We start from the raw sequence: 21,755 nt of genomic DNA on the forward strand, positions 1-21,755 counted from the left end.
TCGTCTGCTGGGTCCTCCCGGCGGAACGGTCACGTTCTCGGGACGCCTCTCCACTCGGATGAGTCGTACACCACACGATACCGATCTTCCGGAGCAGTCGTCCGACACCGACTCCTCGACGACCGAGTACCCGCGCACTGTCGTCGATTCGTCGACCGGGGCCAGTATCACGTTCCGCGAACGGGGCACCGACGACCGAGGGTCCTATCTGGTGATGGACGGCGTCCTCCCGCCGGGAGTCGGCAGTGGCCCGGCCCGCATCCACCCGCGCGCCGAGGCAGTGTCCGAGGTGATCGAGGGCCGTGCCGTCGTCACGATACGTGACGAGGAGACGGTACTGTTACCCGGCGAGTCGGTCGCCATCGCCGCAGGCGACCCACACACGATCCGCAACTGGGACGATGCGTCTCTCGTCGTGCGGACGACACTGCGGCCACCCGGCGAGTTCGAATCCGCGATCCGGGGGCTGTACGGACTCGGCGCTGGCGGTCGACCGGACCTGCTCGGCGTCGCCGCAGTGCTGTATCACCACCGGGAAGACGTTCAGATCGCGGCACTGCCCTGGAGGGTGCAACGCCCGGTGTTACGTCTCCTCACAGCAGTCGCCGGCGTCCTCGGCCGTGACCCGTCGGCGGACCGCTGAGTCGCTCACGAGCGTCCGGGCCTGGGCTCTCGGGGACCGATACGGCGCAGGTTAAGCTCTCTGGCGTCGATACAGTCTCTCGTGGTGACCTAATGGCCTCTGCGAGTGGTGTGGCAGTGGGGGGTACCGAACCGTCTGTCCGGACGAACAGGTGGAATCTACGACGGATCGGCGGTATCGCCGCCCTGACCGAAGCAGCGATCTACGTCGCGGGGATCCTCTACTTCCTGGTCGTGCTGGACTACGCGAACGTGTCCGGGCCGCTCCAGCAGGTAGAACTGTTCGTCGCCAACCAGACGAGTCTGTACGCGATGAATCTCCTCATCTACGTCGTCTTCGGTGCCGTCCTCGTCGCACTGGTTCTGGCACTGCACGACCGACTGAAGACCGGTGCACCTACGTTGATGCAGGCGGCGACCGCGTTCGGGTTGATCTGGGCCGGTCTCGTGATCGCCAGCGGGATGATCGCCAACGTCGGCACGGGCGTCGTCGTCGACCTCTACGCGACCGATCCGACACAGGCGGCGGCCACCTGGACGGCGATCGGTCCGGTCGTCGACGGACTGGGCGGCGGGAACGAGGTGGTCGGCGGGATCTGGACCCTGCTCGTGAGCGTCGCAGCCCTGCGCGGGAAACTGCTCCCCAGCCTGCTGAACTACGTCGGGATCGTGGTAGGTGCGGCGGGCATCGTCTCTGCTGTCCCGGCGTTCGGTGAGATCGGCGGGGCCGTCTTCGGTCTGACGCAGATCGTCTGGTTCGTGGGGCTCGGTATCGTCCTGTTGCGGACGAAGTGAAGAGGAGAGCCTGAATCCCGTCGATCAGTGCTTCGGTCCCTGTGCTGTCAAACGTGAGTCAGCACGCTCAGTCGCACAGCTCCGCATCGTAGGCGGAGTCTGCACAGTTCTGTTCATGTGGTCGCGGTACGCGGGGTCGGCGGACCAGTCCTGATTCAGGATCTCGGTTGCCGCCGAGAAGTTCGTGCCGTCCGTGTACGAGAGGGGGTTCTCCGGCCGCGCGGACTACTCCTCGCGTGTCAGTCCCAGTGTGCGTGCGGTCGGGAGTGACCATCCGTAGACGAGGGCTGCGACGCGCGTTCCGACGACCACCGCCGCACAGATCGCCGCAGCGGTACCACCCGACCAACCGGCGGTCGTGACGAGCCAGTACGCGCTCCCGCCGAGCACTGCGCAACTGGCGTAGAAGTCGCCCAGCAAGATGAACGGGGACCGGTCGAGGAGGATGTCGGCGACCGCACCACCGCCGACTGCGTTGATCGTCGCGATGGCGACGACACCGAACGCGGGGATACCGGCCTGCGTGGCGACGATGGCACCCGTGGTGGTAAACGCCGCGAGGCCGATCGCGTCCGACACTTGTGTCAGTGGATGCTCGTCGGCCGACTCGAGTGCGGCACTGACCACGACTGCGAGGCTCACGCCGACGACGCCGAGTGCGATCTCGACAGGCGAACTGAGCGCGAGCGGAATTCGCGTGACCAGCAGATCGCGGGTCATCCCGCCGGCGAACGCCGTGGCGAGGCCGACTACCGTGACGCCGAAGACGTCGAAGTTCTCACGGATCGCTTTCGTCGCGCCGACCAGCGCGAAGGCGACGAGTCCGACGGTGTTCATCACGGCGAACGGGGTTCCGAGGAACGCCTGGGTCACAGCACGAAAGGTGAACGAGGCGTCTGATGAGCGCTTCGTCTTCGATCTGTCCGTCCGCGTTTCGACACGCTCGCGCCCGGCGAGGTCGTCGACGCCAGTCGTGGTACTGGACGGGATTTTTGCTCGAGCCACGCCAAAGTATAGCATGAGCCCCACGTCCACACGCCGCGACGCTGGCCGCCGCGTCTCGTCGAGTCTTCTGGCCCGCGCTCTGCTCCTCGTCACACTGCTGGCAGGGTATCTCGCGGTCCGGCCCTGGCTGAACAACTGGGGAGCGTCGGCGGCTGAGACCCGTCGGTCGCTCCCCGGCGACGACCTCGTTCCCGACCCGAACTACCAGACGACGCGGGCGATCACGATCGATGCTCCACCTGAGCGGGTCTGGCCGTGGCTCGTCCAACTGGGGAAGGGGAGAGGCGGCTTGTACAGTTACGACTGGCTCGACGTCGTGTTCGGTATCCTCGACGGCCCGAGTGCAGACGAGATCGAGCCTGCGTATCAGCGACTCGGCGTCGAGGAGACGATTCCGCTCGGCGGGGACGGTGAGGGACTCCTCGTGAAGGCTGTCCAGACAGAGCGTGCACTCGTCACCGTCCCGGAGCGTCTGCCCGAGGGGACGCTGACGTGGGTGTTCGTCCTCGAACCGCTGAGCGGTGGCCGGACCCGACTGCTCACGCGGAACCGTGGTTCGATCCCTCGGTCACCGAGATGGGTGGCGCTGGTGGCCGTGATCGAACCGGCGGCCTTCCTCATGACGCGGAAGATGTTGCTCGGGATCAAGCGTCGCGCAGAGCGTCACCGGGTGGACGCAGACGGGTCGGAGGAGCCGCACCCGTAGCTCTCGACCGAGACCTGTGTGGTCTCCGCGAGGGCGGCCCGAACGTCGTCGCGTCCCCACCCGAGCGGTGCGAGTATCGAACTCGTCGCCCGAACCGCCAGCTCGGTGTAGAACGCCGCGTCGTAGCGGTCGGCCGCCCCGGGGAGAGCGACCCGCGCCTGCCCGCGTGCCTCGTCGTTCACCACGACGTACTCGACGTACTGGCCGGGCTGGAGGTTCCACGCCGCCGCCGCCCGTTCGAGCGCGGCGACCGTCCGCGTCCGGTGGGTGTACGCCTCGGGCGGCTTCGAGACGCGCTGGTCGATCACCAAGTCGTCGGTCGGCACGTCGCCGCGTTCGAGTTCTCCGAGTCGCCGCCGAAGCCGGTCACACACCGCCGCTGGCGAGCGTGTCCGATCGAACACTCGGAGCAGGTCGGTCTGGACGTCGACGACCCAGTCGGGCGTCGAGCGCTGGCGTGCCTCGATCCCTCGTAGCTTGTAGGCGTCCAGTCCCGCCGCCTCGGGGTCGGCGTCCGCCCGCCGGCCGAAGTACTTCGTCAGCGCCCCCGCCTCGCTCTCACGCTGGGGGACGAACGCACACCAGTCGAACCGTCCCTCGTAGTCGAGGCGGACGTCGGCACGGTCGCTGATTTCGGCGGCGACCGTCTCCAGGTCGGTCTGCTCGCGATCGGGCATCGCCGTGATCCAGAGGCTGTCGACGATACCGTGGAGGACACGCCAGCCGTGTGCCTCGAAGCGGTCTTTCGCGGTGAGGATCAGTTCTCTCGCGTAGGCGTTGATCGCCTCGTGACACTCGATCCGGCCGTACTTCGCGTTCGCGAAGCCCTGATAGCCGAAACACGAGACGAGGATCCACTTCAGCGCCGCCGAGCGGCCCTCGAGTCGCTCGCGCGTCTCGGGGTCGTCGGTCTCGCGGAGGTCGGCCTTGATGGCTTCGCGGTCGTCGATGATCGGGGCGAGCACGTCCGGGAGCACCCCGGGGTCGTCACAGATCGCGTAGCCGAGACCGGGGACGTCGTCGCGGTCGTGACACCCACACCGGATCGTCTCGGGTGAGATGTTGCGCGTCCGGATGATGTTCGGGTACAGCGACGCGAAGTCGAGTTCGTGGACGTCCTCGTGGACCCCGACTGCGGGGGCGAACGTGAACCCGCCGCGATCCGCGTCGTGGAGCGTCCGCGCCGACTTGAACAGTTCCGGTCGCCACGACCGCCACGGCGTGAGGACGCCCCTGTCGTGTGCCTCGCGGATCTGGATCGCCGTCAGGACGGTGCCGATGGAGGCCCACGCGAGTTCTTGCAGTGGGCGGCCCGAGCGTGCGACGAGGTCGAGACAACCCGCGAGGTTCGTCTCGTGGAGCAGGAACGTGTTGCGTCGGTCGACGATCGCTCGCCCGGGGAGCGTGTAGCGCGCCGGCGAGTGCCCCACCTGCCCGTAGCTCTCGTACGTCGAGGCACTCGCCACCTGTTCGTAGCCCGGTCGCCGGCCCAGTTCGTACGCGCTCAGCGGCCTGTCGCTCGCGGCGAACAGCGTGGGGAGCAGTTCGGCCGACGAGCAGACCAGCACGTCCGGGTCGGCCTCGTGGACACGACTCGCCACCCGTCGGGCGACGTCGGCGGGCGTGCCGGTGAGCGTCTCGTCGGCGACCGTCGTCTCGTCGAGGGGGTCGTCCCCGGTCGTCACCCGCCGTGGCGCGGACAGTTCGAGCGTCGTCGGCGCTCGATCCGGCGTCGGATCGGTGCCCGTCTCCAGACAGTAGCGGAACTGCGGGTCGAAGTCCACGTCGAAACACCGATACTGGCCGGGCCGACCCTGCTGGGCGACCTGTCGAGCCAGTCGGTCGACCGCGTCGGGTGTCCGCGTGTCGATCCGGAGGACCTCCCGTTCGCTCTCGCGGTAGCCCGTCCGCCAGCGTTCCGTCGAGGTGTCGACGACCGCGGGATGGCCGGTGAGCCACCCCCGAAGGTCGGCGAAGGAACCGTCGAGATCCGAGGCCGGCGTGACGTACCACCGTGGATGATACGCCCGCGTCCGGGACTCCACACCCGTCTCGGTCAGGTGCCACTCGCGGGCGAGGCCATCGTCGGGGAAGTCGACGGTGTACATCCGACTGGACCGGGCTACTCGGCTCCGTGCTCGTCGTTCAGGTGCGTCTCCAGTGCGTCGAGTCGCTCGTCGAGTTCCTGCCGTTCCCGTTCCTGTGCGAGCAGCATCGACAGGAGGACGGCCTCCATCGCGTCGGGTGGGTTCTGGAACCCGCCGGCGTCGGCGTAGCCGTGGGCGTGTTCCCACAGCGCCTCGTAGGCGTCGCGGTCGCGTCGCCGGAGCGCCCGCTCGAAGTCCGCCCACTCGTCGCGCGTCGCCCGCAGGCGGTCGCGGTAGGTCGGCGTCGTTCGGCCCATCAGGCGGACACCTCCACGGTCGGGCCGCTCTGTGCGTACAGTGGCTCGCGCTCGGCGAGGACCGTCTCCCAGTACGCGAGTGTCGTCTGCACCCAGCCGTCACCACGGTCGTACACCAGCGTCTCCTGCTCGCCGCGTTCGACGTCGCGGAACTGCGGCCCGAACTGCGTCTGTGTGAGTTCGAGGTGGTGGTCGGCGAGGCGTTCGAGCGGCGCGGAGAACTCGTCACGCCGGGAGCGCGTCACGAGGACCGTGAGGTCGTGCTCACGGACGAGACCCCGGAGTTCGGCGAGCGCCCGGCAGAACACCTCGTGGTCGTCACGGGCGAGTTCGCCGTCGCGGTAGTGGGTGTCGAGTCCGGGGAGCGTGCAGACGACCGGCTCTCTGTCGCCTGTGAGCCGGTCGCCGAGCGTCCGCAGCAACTGGAGGTGCTGGTTGGTCGTGAACGCCCGGGCGACCTGCAGGCGGTCGAGGACGCGCGGTGCGGGCGCGATCTCGTGCAGACCGTCCGTCCGGGCGTGTCTCCCGTTGCCGATCCAGTAGCCCTCGCTCTCGCCGTCCGCGCCGGCGAGGAGGATACGGTCGAGCGTGAGCGTCTGGACTGCCCCGGTCGTGTTCGTGTCGGCGTCGAGGAGTGTGATCCCCGGATCGAGATCCGGGAGCGTCGGCGTCGCCGCCGGGCCGGCGGTCGTCTGTGTGAGGTGCATCGTACCACCGACTAACAGACGGGTGTCAAAAGACGTGAGCCACGGATGCGGTGTGAAACTGAAACTACCCGAGTCAGGCCCAATCACGCGTGGTGCGTGACCCTCCGGACGGCGCGTGCTCGCAACGACGATTCACGGGCGAGACGCTCGTTCGGGGACGTTCTCGGCGCTCTCGCGGTCGGCCGGTCGAGGTGTCGGCGGCGCGGGTCGTCGGGCGGGCGAGCGACCGGAAGCGGCGGTGAAGGTGAACGTCGCTCGTCGATGATCGTGAGCCCAGTCGAAGAAGTCGGAGGTGTTCGTCGGCCAGAAACGCGAGGCGTGTCTGGCGGAGACGGGCACGCAGTGCCCGGTAGCAGGTGGGCTACCTCTGGACTGGAGAGACCGTCGGTATCGTCTCGCTCACCCGGAATCCGGCGTACATATTTAACTGACCCTCCGGCAAAGGTAGGGTAGTTCGAGGGGTGTCAACGATCCTCCGAATCAAGTTCCAAACCGTGCCGTCCGGGATCATCGCCGGTCTCGAGTCCACCATCCCGGAAGTGAGAGAGATCAGCTACGAGAACATCTTCTACGCGAGTGACGGAGACTGGATCGAGTCGCTCACGGTCACTTCGCGAACGTCGTTCGATCCGGCGTCGGTGGTCGAGTCACTCTCGCGCGTAGAACTGTTCCATCACCAGAGAACGGGAGTCGACTCCACCGACGGGACGACCCACCGTCTCACGATCGTCGCACACGAACCGTACCCGTTCCTGCTGGGGGTGATCCTGCGGGGGAGAGCGCTCCCGAACCGACTCGAACTCCGTGACGGGGTGCTGACTGGGGTGGTCACGGTCAAGGAGTGGGCCGACTTCCGGGCCCTCGCAGACACCATCGAAGAACAGTTCGGTCGGTTCGAACTGCTGAGCGTGAATCAGGCCGACACGATCGGTGCGCCGCTGGGGTCCGGGCAACTCAACCGGGTGCTCCGTGACGAACTCACCGAAGAACAACTGACGGTCCTCCGGACTGCACACCGACTCGGGTACTTCGACGTCCCACGAGGTGCCTCTGCGGACGACATCGCATCTGAACTCGACATCGCACAGTCCACGCTGAGCGAGCGACTCCGACTCGCCGAAGGCCGACTGTTCGACCTGATGTTCTCTGCGGGGAGCGGCAGTTCTGCCGACGACGGCGAGGAGTGACTCCCGTTCGAGGACGCTCTCTCGTGCCCGAGCGAGAGACACCGAAGGTCGACCACGTCACGCTCGGTGACGGACCGACTCGTCTCCCGGCTGAACCGGGTCCATCCGGGGTAGTATATAAAAGATGATGACTATTTGGCGGCATCGGGGATGGGTACAGGGCAGTTACCTCGAATGACGTAAGTGCCATGTCGGATGACAACACGGTCGAGATCGAGACAGGGAAGAGTTCACGGAGGAACTTCCTCCGCATCGCGGGCGTCGCGGGGGCCGCCGGGCTTGCAGGCTGTGGTGGCAACAACGGCGGCGGTGGCGGCACCGGTGGCGGCGGTGGTGGCGGTGACGACGGTGGGGGTGGCGGCGGCGGTGGTGGTGGCGGCGGCGGCGGCCGGTCGATCGAGACGCGGTTCTGGGAAGAGTGGCCGGTCGAGACGAAAGGCGTCGACGTCAACGACGAGGCGATCCAGTTCGAGTACACCGCCGTCGAGGGCCAAGCAGTGCCCGAGGTCGACACCCACTTCGCGCAGGCAGAGACCCCGTGGATGCGGGAGTTCGCCCTACTCGTTCAGCAGTCACTGAACGACCTCGGCGTCCCGGTCAACCTCATCAACGTCCAGCCGAGCACGAGATACGGTGAGTTCTGGCGGGCCGACATCGGCCACCCGGTGCCGATCACGATGAACCTGCACGGGCCGGACCCCCAGCGCGGACTCGACCCCAACCCGTTCCTCATGCGTGCACACCCGGAGACTGGTGGGAACTACTACAACTACAAGAACGACGAGATCACCGAACTGCTGGACGAACAGGCGAGCACCATCGGTGACGTGGAGGCTCGCGCAGAGATCTGCCAAGAGGTCCAGCGCAAACTCAGTGAGGACGCCTACCTCATCGCAGCCAACTTCCCCGAAGTCATCACGGTGGCAAACACCGCAGACTGGGAGGGATACGTCCCGACTCCCGGGAACGGGACGACGCGAGACTCGTTCATCTGGACGCAGGTGAACCTCCAACCCCGTGGCGACTCGACGACGTGGGTCAAAGGTGTCACGGCGGGGATGCAGGGGACGAACCTCCCGTTCTCCAGCGGTGGCCAGGAAGAGAAGCGACTCCTGAACGTCTACGACGGGCTGTTCGACGCCTCGCCGGAACTCGAGATCGTCCCGGCGCTGGCGACGAACGCAGACGTCGTCGACGACACGACGGTCGAGATGGACCTCCGCGAGGGCGTCGAGTGGCACGACGGCGAGTCGTTCGGTCCCGACGACGTGAAGTTCAGCGTCGAACTGTACAAGCAGAACAACGCGCCACAGCAGGGGGCGTTCGTCCGGACCATCGACGGCGTCGAGATTCTCTCGGAGTCCGGCGGCGGGCGCGTTAGGTTCACGTTAACAGAGCCTGACGCGGCGTTCCTCACCCAGCGGGTGGCCCGCAGTGCCATCATCCCGAAGCATCGCTGGGAGGACGTGGACAGCCCCGCAGAGTACAACCCCGACAACCCGGTCGGGACCGGCCCGTTCTCGTTCGTCAACTGGGAGCAGGGCTCGGAGCTCAGACTCGAGAAACACGAGAACAACTGGATGTGGGACGACGAGATCCGCGAGGAACTCCTCGGGGAGTACTTCGTCCCCGGCGACGGCATCGACGAGATGGTCCACGCCAACGTCGGCAACGTCTCGACGCTCATCGGCGCGATGCAGTCGGGCGACATCGACGCCATCGGGACGACCGTCTCGAACCAGCAGGCGGACCGTGCGGCCAACGCGAGCGGCGTCGAGAAACAGACCGCACGCAACTACGTCCCCACGGACGTCCACCTGAGCCATCTCGTCCCGCTGTTCCGCGACAAGACGTTCCGCGTCGCGTTGAGCCACGCCTTCGACAAGGAGGGCTTCGTCGAGAACACCCTCGGCGGTCGGGGTGAGGCGATCCAGGGACAGAACCTGCTCACGCCACTGCTGACGCCGTTCTACGGCGAGACGGAGCCGTACGCGTACGACGTCGACCAAGCACGCCAGATGCTCCAGCAGGCGGGCTACACGTACAACGGCGACGACATGCTGGTGTGGCCGGAGGGCGACGCCTGGAGCGCCTTCGAGGCACGTGTGGAGGACGGACACGCGACTCGCTCGGAACTCGACCAATCAGACTTCTCGTAAGGACCTCTCACCACTCATGAGCTTTCGACGCTTCCTGATAAAACGGACCCTGATCGCGGCGGTACTGACGCTGATCGCCGTCAGCGTCATCTTCGTCACGCTCCGGATGTTACCCGCCGATCCGTTCAGCGGCCTCGTCGCGTCCGGGGCGCTCACACCCGAACAGGTCGAGCGCGTCCGGGCGATGTACGGGCTGGACGAACCGATCTACGTCCAGTACTTCAAGTACATCCAGAACCTGTTCACCTTCCAGTTCGGCATCTCGCTCACCCAGCAACGGCCGGTCGGCGAGATCATCATCCCGGCGCTGATCAACACGCTCGTCCTGCTGTTGCCCGCACTCGTCGTGACTGCGATCCTCAGTTCGCTGGCCGGGATGTACGCCGGGTGGAACCGCGGGTCGTGGTTCGAGCAGTCGAGCATCGTCGTGACCACGGTCTTCCGTGCGGTCCCCATCTTCGTGACGGGCATCTTCCTGCTCATCATCTTCTCGTACGGGTTGGGCTGGCTCCCGGCGTTCGGGATGCGCAGTCCGCTCGCGAACCCGGACGGCTACCTGGAGACGTACCTCTCGGTGGACTTCCTGAAACACTACATCCTCCCGTTCAGCGCGACGGTGTTGTTCTACAGCGGCGACTTCCTGATGCTCGCCCGCAACTCCGTCGTCGAACGGAAGGGGTCGGAGTTCCTCATGCTCCACCGTGCGAAGGGGCTGTCGGACATGGAGCAACTCGGTCGGGCCGGGCGGAACTCGTTGCTGCCGCTCGTGACCTACTTCGCGCTCCGGACCGGCATGCTGTTTCAGGGCGTCATCACGCTGGAGGTCGTCTTCGCGTGGCCGGGTATCGGTCGCGCACTCGTCCAGTCGATCCTGAACCAGGACTACCCGACGGTCCAGGCGGCCGTGTTCATCATGGCGCTGGCGGTCATCGTGATGAACCTCACCGCCGACGTGGCCTACGCGAAACTGGACCCGACCGTGGAGGCAGGTGACGTCTGATGTCGGGGTACTCACTCGACGCCGACACCGCGAAAGAGCGGCTCCGCTCTGAGTTCGGTCGGGCCAGACGGGTCCTCGGTCACGTCCTGGAGGACAACGCGGCGAAGGTCGGTGTCGCGATCATCGTCACGTTCGGCTTCCTCGGGCTCTTCGGACCGTACATCGCCCCGTACCACCCCATCGAGGACACGCTCCGACAGGGCGGCTCGATGATGCGCCTGCAGGACCCCGGCGGGAAGGCCCTGCTCGGGACGACCTCGTTCGGGAAGGACGTGCTCAGCCAGTTCCTCGCCGGCGCACGGCCGACGCTCATCGTCGGTCTGTTCGGCGGCGTCGGGACGGGCGTCCTGGGCTTCCTCGTCGGACTCACGAGCGGCTACTTCGGCGGGACCGTCGACGAGTTCCTGATGCGACTGACCGACCTGACGTTCGCGCTCCCGTTCTTACCGATGGCGCTGGTGATCCTCTCGTTCGTGACGCCGAGCGTCTGGCTGATCACCACCGTACTGGTCGTCTTCCTCTGGAAGATGCCGGCGCGGGTCATCCGCTCTGAGGTGATGACGGTCAAGGAACGGACGTTCGTGAAGTCCGCCCGAGCACGGGGTGCAGGCCACCTCCGGACGATGTTCCTGCACGTCGCGCCGAACGTGCTCGGGATCGGCTTCCTCTACACCGCCTACGCCGTCGGGTGGTCTATCGTCGCCGGGGCCTCACTCGCCTTCCTCGGCTTCGGCGACCCGACGACCACCTCCTGGGGTCGGATGCTCCAGCAGGTGTTCCGCTCGGGCGCGATCCGCGTCGCGTGGTGGTGGGTCCTGCCGCCCGCACTCGGTATCGGTGCCGTCACGACGGCCGTCTTCCTGGTCGGACGGGCGTTCGAGGAGATAGTCAACCCAGACCTACAGACGGAGCAAGAATGAGTCTACTCGAAGTCGACGACGTGAAGATCACGTATCGGTTGCCACACAGTCAAGTCCACGCCGTCAACAACGTCTCCTTCTCGATCGACGAGGGAGACAACTACGGACTCGTCGGCGAGTCAGGCTGTGGCAAGTCGACGCTCGCCAAGTCGGTTCTCGGGCTCCTCGACAGCAACGGCGAGATCCAGTCGGGGAGCATCCGGTTCAACGGCCGTGAACTCACCGACCTCTCCGAGCGTGACTGGCAGTCTGTCCGCTGGGAGGAGATATCGTACATCCCACAGAGTGCGATGGACTCGCTCGACCCGGTGATGTCCGTCGGTGCGCAGATCCGACAGGCGATCCGCAAACACCGGGACGTCTCGAAACGAACGGCGAACGAGCGCGTCGACGAGGTGTTCGAGATGGTCGGGCTCGATCCGGCACGAACCGGCGACTACCCGCACCAGTTCTCTGGCGGCATGCGCCAGCGCGTCACGATCGCGATGGCGCTCGCGTTAGACCCCGATCTCATCATCGCCGACGAACCGACGACGGGGCTGGACGTGATCGTCCAGGACAAGATCATCGACAAGCTGATGGAGATTCAAGCGGAGACGGGGAGTTCGCTCCTGTTGATCACCCACGACGTGGGCGTCGTCGCGGAGAGCTGTGAGGAGGTGTCGGTCCTGTACGGCGGGAAGGTGATGGAGCAGGGCGAGACGAATCAGGTGTTCAGAGCGCCGACGAACCCCTACTCGATGGGGCTGAAGAACGCGTTCCCGGAGGTCGACGAGTTCGACGAGCAGGCCATCTCGATTCCGGGATCGCTCCCGAGCCTCATGCACGAACCGGACGGCTGTGTGTTCCGTAACCGCTGTCCGTTCGCGACAGAGGAGTGCGAGCAGGGACACCCACCACTCGTCGAGACAGACGGCCAATCATCGGCCTGTTACTACACCGACCGGGCCGACGAGATGCGAGACGCCGCGGCCGACCCCGAGACCTGGGGGATCGAAGCCCGCGACGAACGTGACCGGTCGGGTGAGACTGGCGACGTCATCCTCGAGACGCAAGGCCTGGAGAAGTGGTTCAAGCAGTCACAGGGGATTCTGGACGACCTTCGCGGCCGCGAGCCGAACTACGTCAAGGCCGTCAACGACGTCGATCTCACCGTCCACGAGGGCGAGATCGTCGGCGTCGCCGGCGAGTCGGGGTGTGGGAAGTCGACACTCGCGGAGGTGATCGCCGCCCTGCAAGAACGGACGGGCGGGGAGATCTTCGTCGACGACACACCGGTCGACGAGTTGCTCGACCGCAGTACCAAAGAGTTCCGCTCGCGGGTGCAGTTCATCTTCCAGGACCCGTTCGACTCGCTCAACCCCCGTCAGCGGGTTCGAGCGGCCGTCTCCGAGCCACTGAAGATTCAGGGACTCGACAGCGAGACGATCGACCGCCGCGTCCGGCAGACCGTCGCGGACGTCGGTCTCGAACCGGTCGAGAAGTACCTCGACAAGCTTCCGGCTCAGCTCTCGGGGGGAGAACGACAGCGTGTCGCCATCGCGCAGGCGCTCGTCCTCGAACCACAGCTACTCATCTGTGACGAACCGGCGTCGATGCTCGACGTCTCGCTGAAGGCCAACATCCTCAACATCCTGCGGGAGATGGCCGACGAGCGCGAGATCGGCATCGTCTACATCTCCCACGACCTCGCGAGCCTCACCCAGATCGCCGACCGTCTCGCGGTGATGTACCTCGGGCGGATCGCCGAACTCGGTGACACCGAGGACGTGGTCAGCACCCCGAAGCATCCCTACACCGCGTCGTTACTGGCGGCCTCACCGAAGACCGACCCGGACGTGGACCGCCAGCGAGTCCTGCTCCCCGGCGAGCCACCGGACCCGGTCGACCTGCCGAACGGGTGTAACTTCGCCCCCCGGTGTCCGAAGGCGGGGCCGGAGTGTCGCGAGGAGGAGCCCGAGCGTGGTGCCTTCGCGGACGACGACCACGAGGCTGCCTGCTACTTCCCCGTCGAAGACATCGAGACCGAACTGCTGGAACGGTACGCAGAGGAACACGAAGAAGACGTCTCGGAGGCCATCGGCGACGAGGTGACCCTGTAGTCACCGGCGCGGCTCCCACTCACAACTTTTCGCGGGTTCGGCGATGGTGAGCCGAGTCGGTAGACAGTCGTCTCACGAGCGAACAGTGAGAACGAGACCGGGAGACTGAACCGGCCTACCACCGGCAAGCAGACGAGTTCAGCAACGGGTTCAGCGACGTGTTCGGACGAGCGCGTCGACGGCCACCGGTCCGTCCTCGGTGACGACGACCGGATTCAGATCGAGTTCGGCGACGGCGTCGACCGACGCCGCCAGATCGCCGACACTCACGAGGAGGTCGACGACCGCCGACACGGACAGCGGTTCGCCAGCGCGCCGGTCGGTCAACAGGGCTGCGAGTGCCGTCTGCTCGACTGCGCGGCGGGCGTCCGCCCGCGAGAACGGCGGGACGAGCGTCGTGGTCTCGTCTACCGCCTCGACGAGCACCCCGCCCGGACCGACGGTGACGAGCGAGTCGAACACGTCGCCGGGTGCCACTCCGAGGATGGCCTCGACACCGTCTGTGACCATCGGTTGGACGAGGACACCGGCCACGTCAGACTCGGCGGTGTGGTCCAACGCCGCATTTAGCACCTCGTGGTACGCGTCCCGGACCGCAGTGGGCGAGTCGAGCCCCAGTTTCACCCCGCCGACGTCGGTCCGGTGTGGGAGCGCCGGCGAGTCGATCTTGAGCACGACGGGGTAGCCGACAGCGTCGGCGGCCGCGACGGCTTCCTCGGCGTCGGTCGCGAGTCGCGTCTGCACGACGGGGATATCGAAGGCGTCGAGGAGCGGTTCCGTCTCGGCCCACGTCAACACTCGTCCTGCCGGGAGGTCGACCGAGGGTGTTTCGAGCGACGCGTTCGACTCGACTCTGGAGGGCTGACCGACGAGGCGGTCACGATCCTCGACGGCCATCGCCGTCGATGCGACAGCGTCCAGGCACCGCCCCGGGTCCTCGTACACCGGAACCGACTTCCTGAGGTCGGCGTACGGTGGCGTCGTCGTCGGCTCGTCCGGTTCCTTTCGGCCGGTCCAGAGGACGTAGACCGGGTCGTCGGCCGCCGCGACGATTGACTCGAGATCGGCGGCGATGGTCTCGGCGCGTTCGTCGGTTCCGGGGAGGCCGATGGCGAAGACGTAGGCGTCGAACGCGTCGTCGGACAGGACGGCGTCGGCGATCTCGGGGAGCACCTCGGCACCGTACCCGCGAATGTCCGCAGGGTTCGTGAACCCGCCGTAGGTCAGGAGTTCCTCGACGTCGAGCAGTCTCCGTTCGGTTTCGCCGTCGATGTCGGGGAGCACGAGATCTCGCTCGGCGGCCATGTCCGCGAGGAGACTCGCGAGACCGCCGCTTGTCGAGGCGATACAGACCCGGTTCCCGTCGGGTGGGTCGTACGCGGTGTGGGCGCTCGCCCGCGAGAGTAAATCTGGGATGTCCGGCACCCGCTGGACACCGGTCTGGTCGAACGCCGCCCGCCAGGCGTCGTCGCTCCCGGTGAGCGACCCGGTGTGTGACAGCGTGGCCGCCTCGGCGAGGTCCGACCGCCCGACCTTGACCGTCAGAACCGGCGTCCCCTCGCGGGTCGCCCGTTCTGCGACGCGCATGAACCGGTCCGGGTCGTCGATGCCCTCGATGTACGTACAGATCACGTCGACCGTGTCGCGCTCTGCGAGATACGCGACGTAGTCGGTCAGTGTCAGGTCGGCCTCGTTGCCGGTCGAGACGATGTGGCTGAAGTGGAGGTCCCTGTCCGCCGCCCGCTCGAAGAAGGTCGTGAACGCCAGCGCCCCGGACTGGCTCACGAGACCGATCCGTCCGGGCGCCGGTTCGCGCGAACACGTCGAGGTGAGCGTCGCCCCCCGGGCGGCCATCACCCCGATGCAGTTCGGCCCGACGACGCGGATCCCGGTCTCGGCGGCCGCGTCGGCGAGCCGCGACTCCAGTTCGACGCCGTCGTCGTCTGCCTCGGAGAAGCCCGCTGTGAGAACGAGCGCAGTCGGGACGCCCCGGTCGCCCGCCGCCGAAACCACGTCGACGACGTACTCCCGGGGCACACTCACGACGGCCACGTCGACGGTCTCGGGGACGTCGTCGATGTCGTCGTAACACGCTCGACCCCAGACCTCGTCTCGACCGGGGTTGACGGGGTAGAGCGAACCGTCGAAGCCGTAGCCGAGGAGGTTCTCCACGAGGTTCCCGGAGTAAAACGAGTCGGGACTGGCACCGACGACGGCCACCGAGTCCGGGTCGAACAGCGGGTCGAGTGCCGGCACTGCCGGTGCGGCGTCCGGAGTCACCGGGTCGCTATCTGACATGACGTGTGATTCCCGACGACGGCGCCTGAACCTACTCCCGAAGGGCGACTATCTGTATCGTCATTTAAGTACTCGACTCCGAGAACGGTGAACGATCTGCCGGCTTTAGTAGGGGCTGTTCCCTGTGAGAGTGCATGACACGAGAGATCACAGCCGGGATCCACTGGATCTACGAAGCCGGGCCGGATCGAACAGCCTCGTGGGACGTAGCCGACCGCGATCCGGGGTGGTACGAGGCGGGACGGGAGGCGTACGTCCCCCAGTGTGCGTACCTCGTCGACGGCGGGGAAGAGACGCTCCTGTTCGATACACTCTCGCCGGCGAGCACCGACGAGATACTCGCCGCGATCGACGACCTCGTCGGCGACCGGGGTCTCGACTACCTCGTCGTCTCACACCCGGACGTCCCCCACGCCGGGAACACAGTCGCCATCCTCGAGGAGCATCCCGAGACGACGCTCGTCGCTCCCGGCTACGGCAACGACCACGAACTGTATCGCCTCGACGACGGGATTCACGTCACCGAGGGCGACCGGATCGACCTCGGTGATCGGACGGTCGAGTTCCACGAGGCGACCTTCCTCGACGCGCCAGTCTCGCTGTGGATGACGGAACGGGAGACAGAGACGCTATTTCCGGTCGACTGGATGGGGTTCATCCACCTGGACGAGGAGCGACTGGCCTTCGTCGACGAACTCGACGGGGAGTTCGACCCGAGCAGACTCGTCGAGTTCCACGGTCGCGTCCTGTTCTGGTACCAGTACGTCGACGTCGAGACGACGAACGCCGAGATCGACGCACTCGTCGAGAAGTTCGACCCGGAGATCATCGCGCCGGCACACGGACTCGTCATCCGCGAGGACGCGACCGACTACATGGAACTGATGAAAGACGTGACGCGCACGATCGACGACCAGGGACGCATCGGGACGCTCGGGTGATCAGATGACGGGACACACCACCACAGAGGGAGGCGAATCGACGGCACACACCACCACGGAGGGACGCGTATGACGGTCCAGATCGCGCCGGGCGTCGAGTGGCTCAACCAGTGTTACGAACACGAGGGGAGTCACGAGCACGTCTCGCTGTACCTCCTGCACGCGCCGGAGGGGACCGTCCTCGTCGACTCGGGGTCGTTCTACCACCGCGAGGAGATCACCGCCGCCGTCGACGAGGCGACCGGCGGCGAGGGCCCGGACGCCATCGTCCTCTCACACTCGGATTACCCCCACGCGGCGAACGTCTCGTCGCTGGGCGGTGACACGGAGGGCGTCGAACTCGTCGCGTCGTCGGCCTCGCCGGCCCAGCAGGGACTCCCGAACGCGCGCAAGTGCGACATCGGCGGCACACTGACGATACAGGGACGGGAGTTCAGCTTCATCGACCCACCGCTCGCCGACCGCTCGCACACGACCTGGATCTACGACCACGGCGACGGGGTGCTGTTCACTGCCGACGGCTTCGGCAACTACCACGACCCCGGCCAGTGTGACTACCGCTCTGGCGACTTCCCGGAGTCCACACCTGCCGAGCAGATCTACGAGTACCACCGCGACAACCTCGTGTGGCTCCGCTACGTCGCCCCGGAGAAGGTCGAGCGTACCCTCGAAGACATCTTCACGTCGTACGACGTCCGGGCCGTCGCACCGATCCACGGCAACCCGATCGAGGGCGAGGACCTCGACACCTACCGCGGCAGACTCAGCGAGGCGATGGAACGGATCGCGTCCGAGTACTCTGTCGGGTGAGCCCCCCGGAGCGTGCGAGGCGTCGACGGGGCTACCGGACTCCGGCGACTTCGGCCCGGCGCACGACGACCCGTGCGCGCTCGACCAACGGCGGGTCGATCATCTGCCCGTCGACGGTGAACACCCCATCGTCCGCCTCGCTGGCTCGCGACTGGCCGGCGAGCACTCGCTCGGCCCACTCGATCTCCTCGTCGGTGGGCGTGAACGCCTCGTTGATGATCGGGACCTGTGCGGGGTGAATGGCGAGTTTCCCGTCGAAGCCGAACTCGAGGACCGTGCGAGTCTGCTCGCGGAGGCCCTCGCTGTCCTCGATGTCGGTGTGAACGGTGTCGAAGGCGTCGACGCGGGCCGCGCCGGCGGCCGCGACGACGCGCTGGCGGGCGTACAGCGACTCGGTCTTCGCCGCTGTGACGGTCGCGCCGACGTCTGCGGTGTAGTCCTGATCGCCGTAGGCGACCCCGACGACGCCGGACGCCTCGGCGATCTCTTCGACGGCGAGCAGGCCCGCCGCAGTCTCGATCAGCGGAATCACGTCGACGGAACTCGCGCCGGCGGCTTTGAGGTCGGCTGTCAACCGCTCTACCTGATCTGGACGGTCTACCTTCGGGAGGACCACGCTGTCGGGCAGTCGCTCGGCGTCGCGGACGACCGCCTCGACGTCGCTGGGTCCCTCGCGGTCGTAGGAGGTGATCCGGACGCTGATCGAGGGGTCGGGATCGTCGAGTCCGTCGAGGGTCTCCCGGACGGTCCGGCGGGCAGTCGCTCGTGCGGCCGGTGCGACCGCGTCTTCGAGGTCGAATATCACCGCGTCGGCTCCCGAGTCGACCGCTTTCTGGTGCATCTCGCGCTGGTCGCCGGGACAGTAGAGCAGCGAACGAGCGATCATATCCCAGTATCGACCGTGGGGGACAAAAACGCTGAGGCGGCCGAACGCTCATGACGGTTCGGTCGAACGCGGGGCTATGGACGAGCAGACTGACCGCAAACGGTCCGCCGCGGCACGCTTCGGGGAGCACGCCGGGGCGTATCTGGACAGCAGTGTCCACCGGGCGGGCGACGATCTCGATCAACTCACCGACTGGGTCGGCCCGGCCGACCGTGCGCTGGACGTCGCAACCGGTGCCGGCCACACCGCCGGTGCCCTGCTCGATGCGGGTGTAGACAGCGTGGTCGCCGCCGACGCCGCACCCGAGATGGTCGCGACGACGAGGGAGGCGTACCCCGGCGTCGAGGGGGTCGTCGGTGACGCCGAACGGCTCCCGTTCGCGTCGGACTCGTTCGACGCCGTGACCTGTCGGATCGCCGCGCACCACTTTCCCGACCCCGCCGCGTTCGTCGCGGAGGTCGCTCGGGTGCTCGAACCCGGCGGTGTCTTCGCCTTCGAGGACAACGTCGCGCCGGACGACGACACACTCGACGAGTTTCTCAACACCGTCGAGCGCACTCGGGACCCGACCCACGTCCGCTCACACCGCGTCGGTGACTGGCACGCGTGGCTCCGAGCCGAGGGCTTGACCGTCGAACGGTCGCGGGTCGTCACGAAGACGCTCGACTACGACGAGTGGGTCGGGAACGTCGACGCACCAGCCGAGCGTCGCCGGCGACTTCGCGCCGTGTTCACAGACCGACCGCCCGGTGCGACCGAGTTGTTCGAGATCGTCGAGTCGGACGGCGAGGTGGACTCGTTCGCCAACCTGAAACTACTGCTTCGCGCGACACTGTGAGCACAATCTCGGCGGCCTGAACGCGGTCCTGTCGGTCGCCCGCCTCACTGCGTGGCCGTCTCTTCGGAGCCGGGTCAGTCGGTGTCGGGTCAGTCGGTGTCGGGTCAGTCGGTGTCGATCCGCTCTTCGATACGCGCCGACTCGTCGTCGGGCGTGACTCCGGCCGGGTGGAAACACGCCGCGCTGTGCTCTTCGGCCGTCCAGCTATCGAGTTCGGGTTCCGTCTCGAGACAGCGATCGGTCGCCTTCGGACACCGCGAGGCGAACCGACAGCCAGCAGAGATATCCACGGGGTCTGCGGGTTCTCCGTCCAGCATCACGCGGTCTCGACTGCCCCGTGGGTCAGTCTCGGGAACTGCGTCGAGGAGTGCCTCGGTGTAGGGGTGTTTCGGATCACCGACGATCTGGGCGGTCCTGCCGCGCTCGACGAAGCGACCGAGGTACATGATCGCCAGCCTGTCGGCGATTCGAGTGAGGCTGGCGAGGTCGTGTGAGATGTACAGGACGCCGATTCCTTCGGTGTTCGCGAGCGAGCGGAGGAGGTTGAGCACCACGGCCTTGAGTGAGACATCGAGCATCGACGCCGGTTCGTCACAGATGAGAAAGTCGGGGTCGATGACGAGTGCCCGCGCGATGGCGACACGTTGACGCTGACCGCCCGAGAGCTCGTTCGGATACTTGTCCAGATAGCGCTCGACGGGCGCCATCCCGACCTGTTCGAGCGTCTCGTAGACGGCCGTGTCACGCTCGTCGAGCCGGTAGTTGTGGATCGTCAGTGGCTCTCTGACCAACTGTTCGACGGTCATTCGCGGGTTCAACGAGTCGTAGGCGTTCTGAAAGACGATCTGGAGTTTCTGCCGAAGCGACTGGAGGTTCCCGTCCTGGTAGTACTCGTGTGAGCGCCCGTCGAACGTGAACCCGCCGCGAGTCGGCTCCTCCAACAGCGCGAGGGTCTGCCCGAGCGTCGTCTTGCCACAACCGGACTCGCCGACGACGCCGAGAATCTCACCGCGCGAGACCGACAGCGAGACGCCGTCGACAGCACGGACGTGTGACTCACCTTCGTTCAGTACCTCGGTGAGGATCTCGCCGCGCTGTTCGTACCACCGGCGGAGGCTGTTCGAGATGCCGGTCACGTTCGGGGAGATACCACCGACTGGAAGCCGGCCCAGTAGCGACTCCGACCGCTCGTACCACGTACACAACTCGTCGACCTCAAGCAGCACCTCGCCCGAGTCGGAACGCGACCCCTCCGTGGACCAGCCCCACGTCGACGCGTCTTCTGCGTCCCGGCGCATCCACGCACCGTGTTCGGCGTTGTGACAGGCGACGCTGTGATTCCGGTACGGAAGTGCTTCGACCTCCGGCTCTCTCGTCGCACACGCTTCGCTCGCGAACGGACAGCGCGGTTCGAAGACACAGCCAGTCGGCTCCGCTTCGAGGTTCGGCGGTTCACCCGGGACCGAGACGAGATCCTCGTCCTCGTCTTCCAGCGCCGGGAACGCGTTCTTCAGCCCCATCGTGTACGGGTTCGCCGGGTTGAGCAGGACGTTCTCGACTCGCCCCTGTTCCATCACCGTCCCGCCGTACATCACCGACATCTCGTCGCACGTCTCGGCGATGACACTCATGTCGTGGGTGATCAGCAGCAGCGAACTGTCCGTCTCCTCTTGAATCTGGAGGATGTTGTCGATGATCTTGTCCTGGACGATCACGTCCAGCCCCGTCGTCGGTTCGTCGGCGACGATCAGTTTCGGTTCGAGCGCGAGTGCCATCGCGATGACGACACGCTGGCGCATCCCGGCAGAGAACTGGTGGGGGTACTCGTCCGTCCGTTCGGCGTCGAGGCCGACCGCCTCGAACAGTTCACGGGCGCGTCGTCTGGCGTTGGCGTCGGAGAGTTCACGGTGGGTCTGGATCGCCTGGACGATCTGTCCACCGACGGTCATCACCGGGTCGAGGGCGTCGATGGCCGTCTGTGGGATGAACGCGATCTCCTCCCAGAGCATGTCCTGTCGCTGTGAGGGGGTCAAAGCGAGCAGGTCCCGTCCCTCGAACTCGACGCTCCCGGACTCGATCACCGCGTGGTCGGGCAGGAGTCCGAGGATCGCCTTCGCGGTCGTCGACTTGCCCGAGGCGGACTCACCCGAGAGGCCGTAGTTGACGCCGTCGTCGATACTGAACGAGACGCCGTTCACGCTGTAGAGCGGGCCGTCCCGGGTCTCGTATCGCACCGCGAGATCTTCGACGTCGAGGAGCGTCATCCGCCGATCCCGCCGAGGAGTGCCCGGGGAGAGGTCACACCCCGGTAACGACCATCCAGACTCACAGAGGGACCGCCCCTGCGCGTCGTTC

General features: G+C 66.5%; 18 protein-coding genes. 11 read left to right on the forward strand and 7 right to left on the reverse strand.

The window, feature by feature from the left end:
- The first annotated feature begins 58 nt into the window (after window positions 1-58).
- Window positions 59-643: a cupin domain-containing protein gene (locus LI337_RS17060; protein ID WP_227231123.1), complete on the forward strand. Its 585-nt coding sequence runs from the start codon at window positions 59-61 to the stop codon at window positions 641-643.
- Window positions 644-735: 92 nt separating this feature from the next.
- Window positions 736-1,437 carry a DUF4386 family protein gene (locus LI337_RS17065; RefSeq protein ID WP_227231124.1) on the forward strand — a complete coding sequence of 234 codons (702 nt, stop codon included), beginning with the start codon at window positions 736-738 and terminating at the stop codon, window positions 1,435-1,437.
- A gap of 225 nt (window positions 1,438-1,662) precedes the next feature.
- On the opposite strand, the gene LI337_RS17070 is transcribed toward LI337_RS17065, so the two are convergent.
- A complete protein-coding gene (locus LI337_RS17070; protein WP_227231421.1) occupies window positions 1,663-2,274 on the reverse strand; it encodes a trimeric intracellular cation channel family protein in 612 nt (203 codons plus the stop codon).
- A gap of 181 nt (window positions 2,275-2,455) precedes the next feature.
- Here LI337_RS17070 and LI337_RS17075 point away from each other — a divergent pair, with 181 nt between their 5' ends.
- Entirely contained in the window at window positions 2,456-3,148 is a 693-nt protein-coding gene (locus LI337_RS17075; RefSeq protein WP_227231125.1) for a hypothetical protein, read from the forward strand.
- On the opposite strand, the gene LI337_RS17080 is transcribed toward LI337_RS17075, so the two are convergent.
- From LI337_RS17080 to LI337_RS17090, 3 genes are read right to left on the reverse strand one after another with little or no spacing between them, the layout of a single operon-like run.
- Complete coding sequence (locus tag LI337_RS17080) at window positions 3,106-5,256, reverse strand: type B DNA-directed DNA polymerase (protein ID WP_227231126.1); 2,151 nt, start codon at window positions 5,254-5,256, stop codon at window positions 3,106-3,108. The genes LI337_RS17075 and LI337_RS17080 overlap by 43 nt on opposite strands.
- A gap of 14 nt (window positions 5,257-5,270) precedes the next feature.
- Entirely contained in the window at window positions 5,271-5,552 is a 282-nt protein-coding gene (locus tag LI337_RS17085) for a DUF8156 family protein (protein WP_227231127.1), read from the reverse strand.
- Window positions 5,552-6,259 (reverse strand): P-loop NTPase family protein, encoded by a 708-nt coding sequence (locus tag LI337_RS17090; protein ID WP_227231128.1) that lies wholly within the window; start codon window positions 6,257-6,259, stop codon window positions 5,552-5,554. Before LI337_RS17090 ends, LI337_RS17085 begins: the two co-directional genes overlap by 1 nt.
- Before the next feature lie 461 nt (window positions 6,260-6,720).
- Here LI337_RS17090 and LI337_RS20230 point away from each other — a divergent pair, with 461 nt between their 5' ends.
- The 5 genes from LI337_RS20230 (at window position 6,721) to LI337_RS17115 (ending at window position 13,627) form a co-directional block, all read left to right on the forward strand.
- Window positions 6,721-7,446, forward strand: coding sequence for a helix-turn-helix domain-containing protein (locus tag LI337_RS20230; RefSeq protein ID WP_227231129.1), 726 nt, complete (start codon window positions 6,721-6,723; stop codon window positions 7,444-7,446).
- A gap of 188 nt (window positions 7,447-7,634) precedes the next feature.
- Window positions 7,635-9,605, forward strand: a complete 1,971-nt coding sequence (locus tag LI337_RS17100; protein WP_227231130.1) for an ABC transporter substrate-binding protein — start codon at window positions 7,635-7,637, stop codon at window positions 9,603-9,605.
- 16 nt (window positions 9,606-9,621) lie between these two features.
- A complete protein-coding gene (locus LI337_RS17105) occupies window positions 9,622-10,605 on the forward strand; it encodes an ABC transporter permease (protein ID WP_227231131.1) in 984 nt (327 codons plus the stop codon).
- Window positions 10,605-11,525, forward strand: coding sequence for an ABC transporter permease (locus tag LI337_RS17110; protein WP_227231132.1), 921 nt, complete (start codon window positions 10,605-10,607; stop codon window positions 11,523-11,525). The genes LI337_RS17105 and LI337_RS17110 overlap by 1 nt, the downstream gene beginning before the upstream one ends.
- Window positions 11,522-13,627, forward strand: a complete 2,106-nt coding sequence (locus LI337_RS17115) for a dipeptide ABC transporter ATP-binding protein (protein WP_227231133.1) — start codon at window positions 11,522-11,524, stop codon at window positions 13,625-13,627. Before LI337_RS17110 ends, LI337_RS17115 begins: the two co-directional genes overlap by 4 nt.
- 150 nt (window positions 13,628-13,777) lie before the next feature.
- Here the strand turns inward: LI337_RS17115 and LI337_RS17120 are convergent, their stop codons facing one another.
- Entirely contained in the window at window positions 13,778-15,925 is a 2,148-nt protein-coding gene (locus LI337_RS17120; RefSeq protein ID WP_227231134.1) for an acetate--CoA ligase family protein, read from the reverse strand.
- Between the two features lie 134 nt (window positions 15,926-16,059).
- Between LI337_RS17120 and LI337_RS17125 the strand changes: the two genes are divergently transcribed.
- Together LI337_RS17125 and LI337_RS17130 are read left to right on the forward strand one after the other, a co-directional pair.
- A complete protein-coding gene (locus LI337_RS17125; RefSeq protein ID WP_227231135.1) occupies window positions 16,060-16,866 on the forward strand; it encodes an oxygen-binding di-iron domain-containing protein in 807 nt (268 codons plus the stop codon).
- A gap of 69 nt (window positions 16,867-16,935) precedes the next feature.
- Window positions 16,936-17,676, forward strand: coding sequence for an MBL fold metallo-hydrolase (locus tag LI337_RS17130; RefSeq protein WP_227231136.1), 741 nt, complete (start codon window positions 16,936-16,938; stop codon window positions 17,674-17,676).
- A gap of 31 nt (window positions 17,677-17,707) precedes the next feature.
- Here the strand turns inward: LI337_RS17130 and LI337_RS17135 are convergent, their stop codons facing one another.
- A complete protein-coding gene (locus LI337_RS17135; RefSeq protein ID WP_227231137.1) occupies window positions 17,708-18,562 on the reverse strand; it encodes an HpcH/HpaI aldolase/citrate lyase family protein in 855 nt (284 codons plus the stop codon).
- A gap of 76 nt (window positions 18,563-18,638) precedes the next feature.
- Between LI337_RS17135 and LI337_RS17140 the strand changes: the two genes are divergently transcribed.
- A complete protein-coding gene (locus tag LI337_RS17140) occupies window positions 18,639-19,400 on the forward strand; it encodes a class I SAM-dependent methyltransferase (RefSeq protein ID WP_227231138.1) in 762 nt (253 codons plus the stop codon).
- A 104-nt stretch (window positions 19,401-19,504) separates the two neighbouring features.
- Here the strand turns inward: LI337_RS17140 and LI337_RS17145 are convergent, their stop codons facing one another.
- Window positions 19,505-21,664 carry a dipeptide ABC transporter ATP-binding protein gene (locus LI337_RS17145; protein WP_227231139.1) on the reverse strand — a complete coding sequence of 720 codons (2,160 nt, stop codon included), beginning with the start codon at window positions 21,662-21,664 and terminating at the stop codon, window positions 19,505-19,507.
- Between the last annotated feature and the right edge of the window lie 91 nt (window positions 21,665-21,755).

Origin of the sequence: Salinirubrum litoreum (genome assembly GCF_020567425.1) — an archaeon.
GTDB classification, from domain to species: domain Archaea; phylum Halobacteriota; class Halobacteria; order Halobacteriales; family Haloferacaceae; genus Salinirubrum; species Salinirubrum litoreum.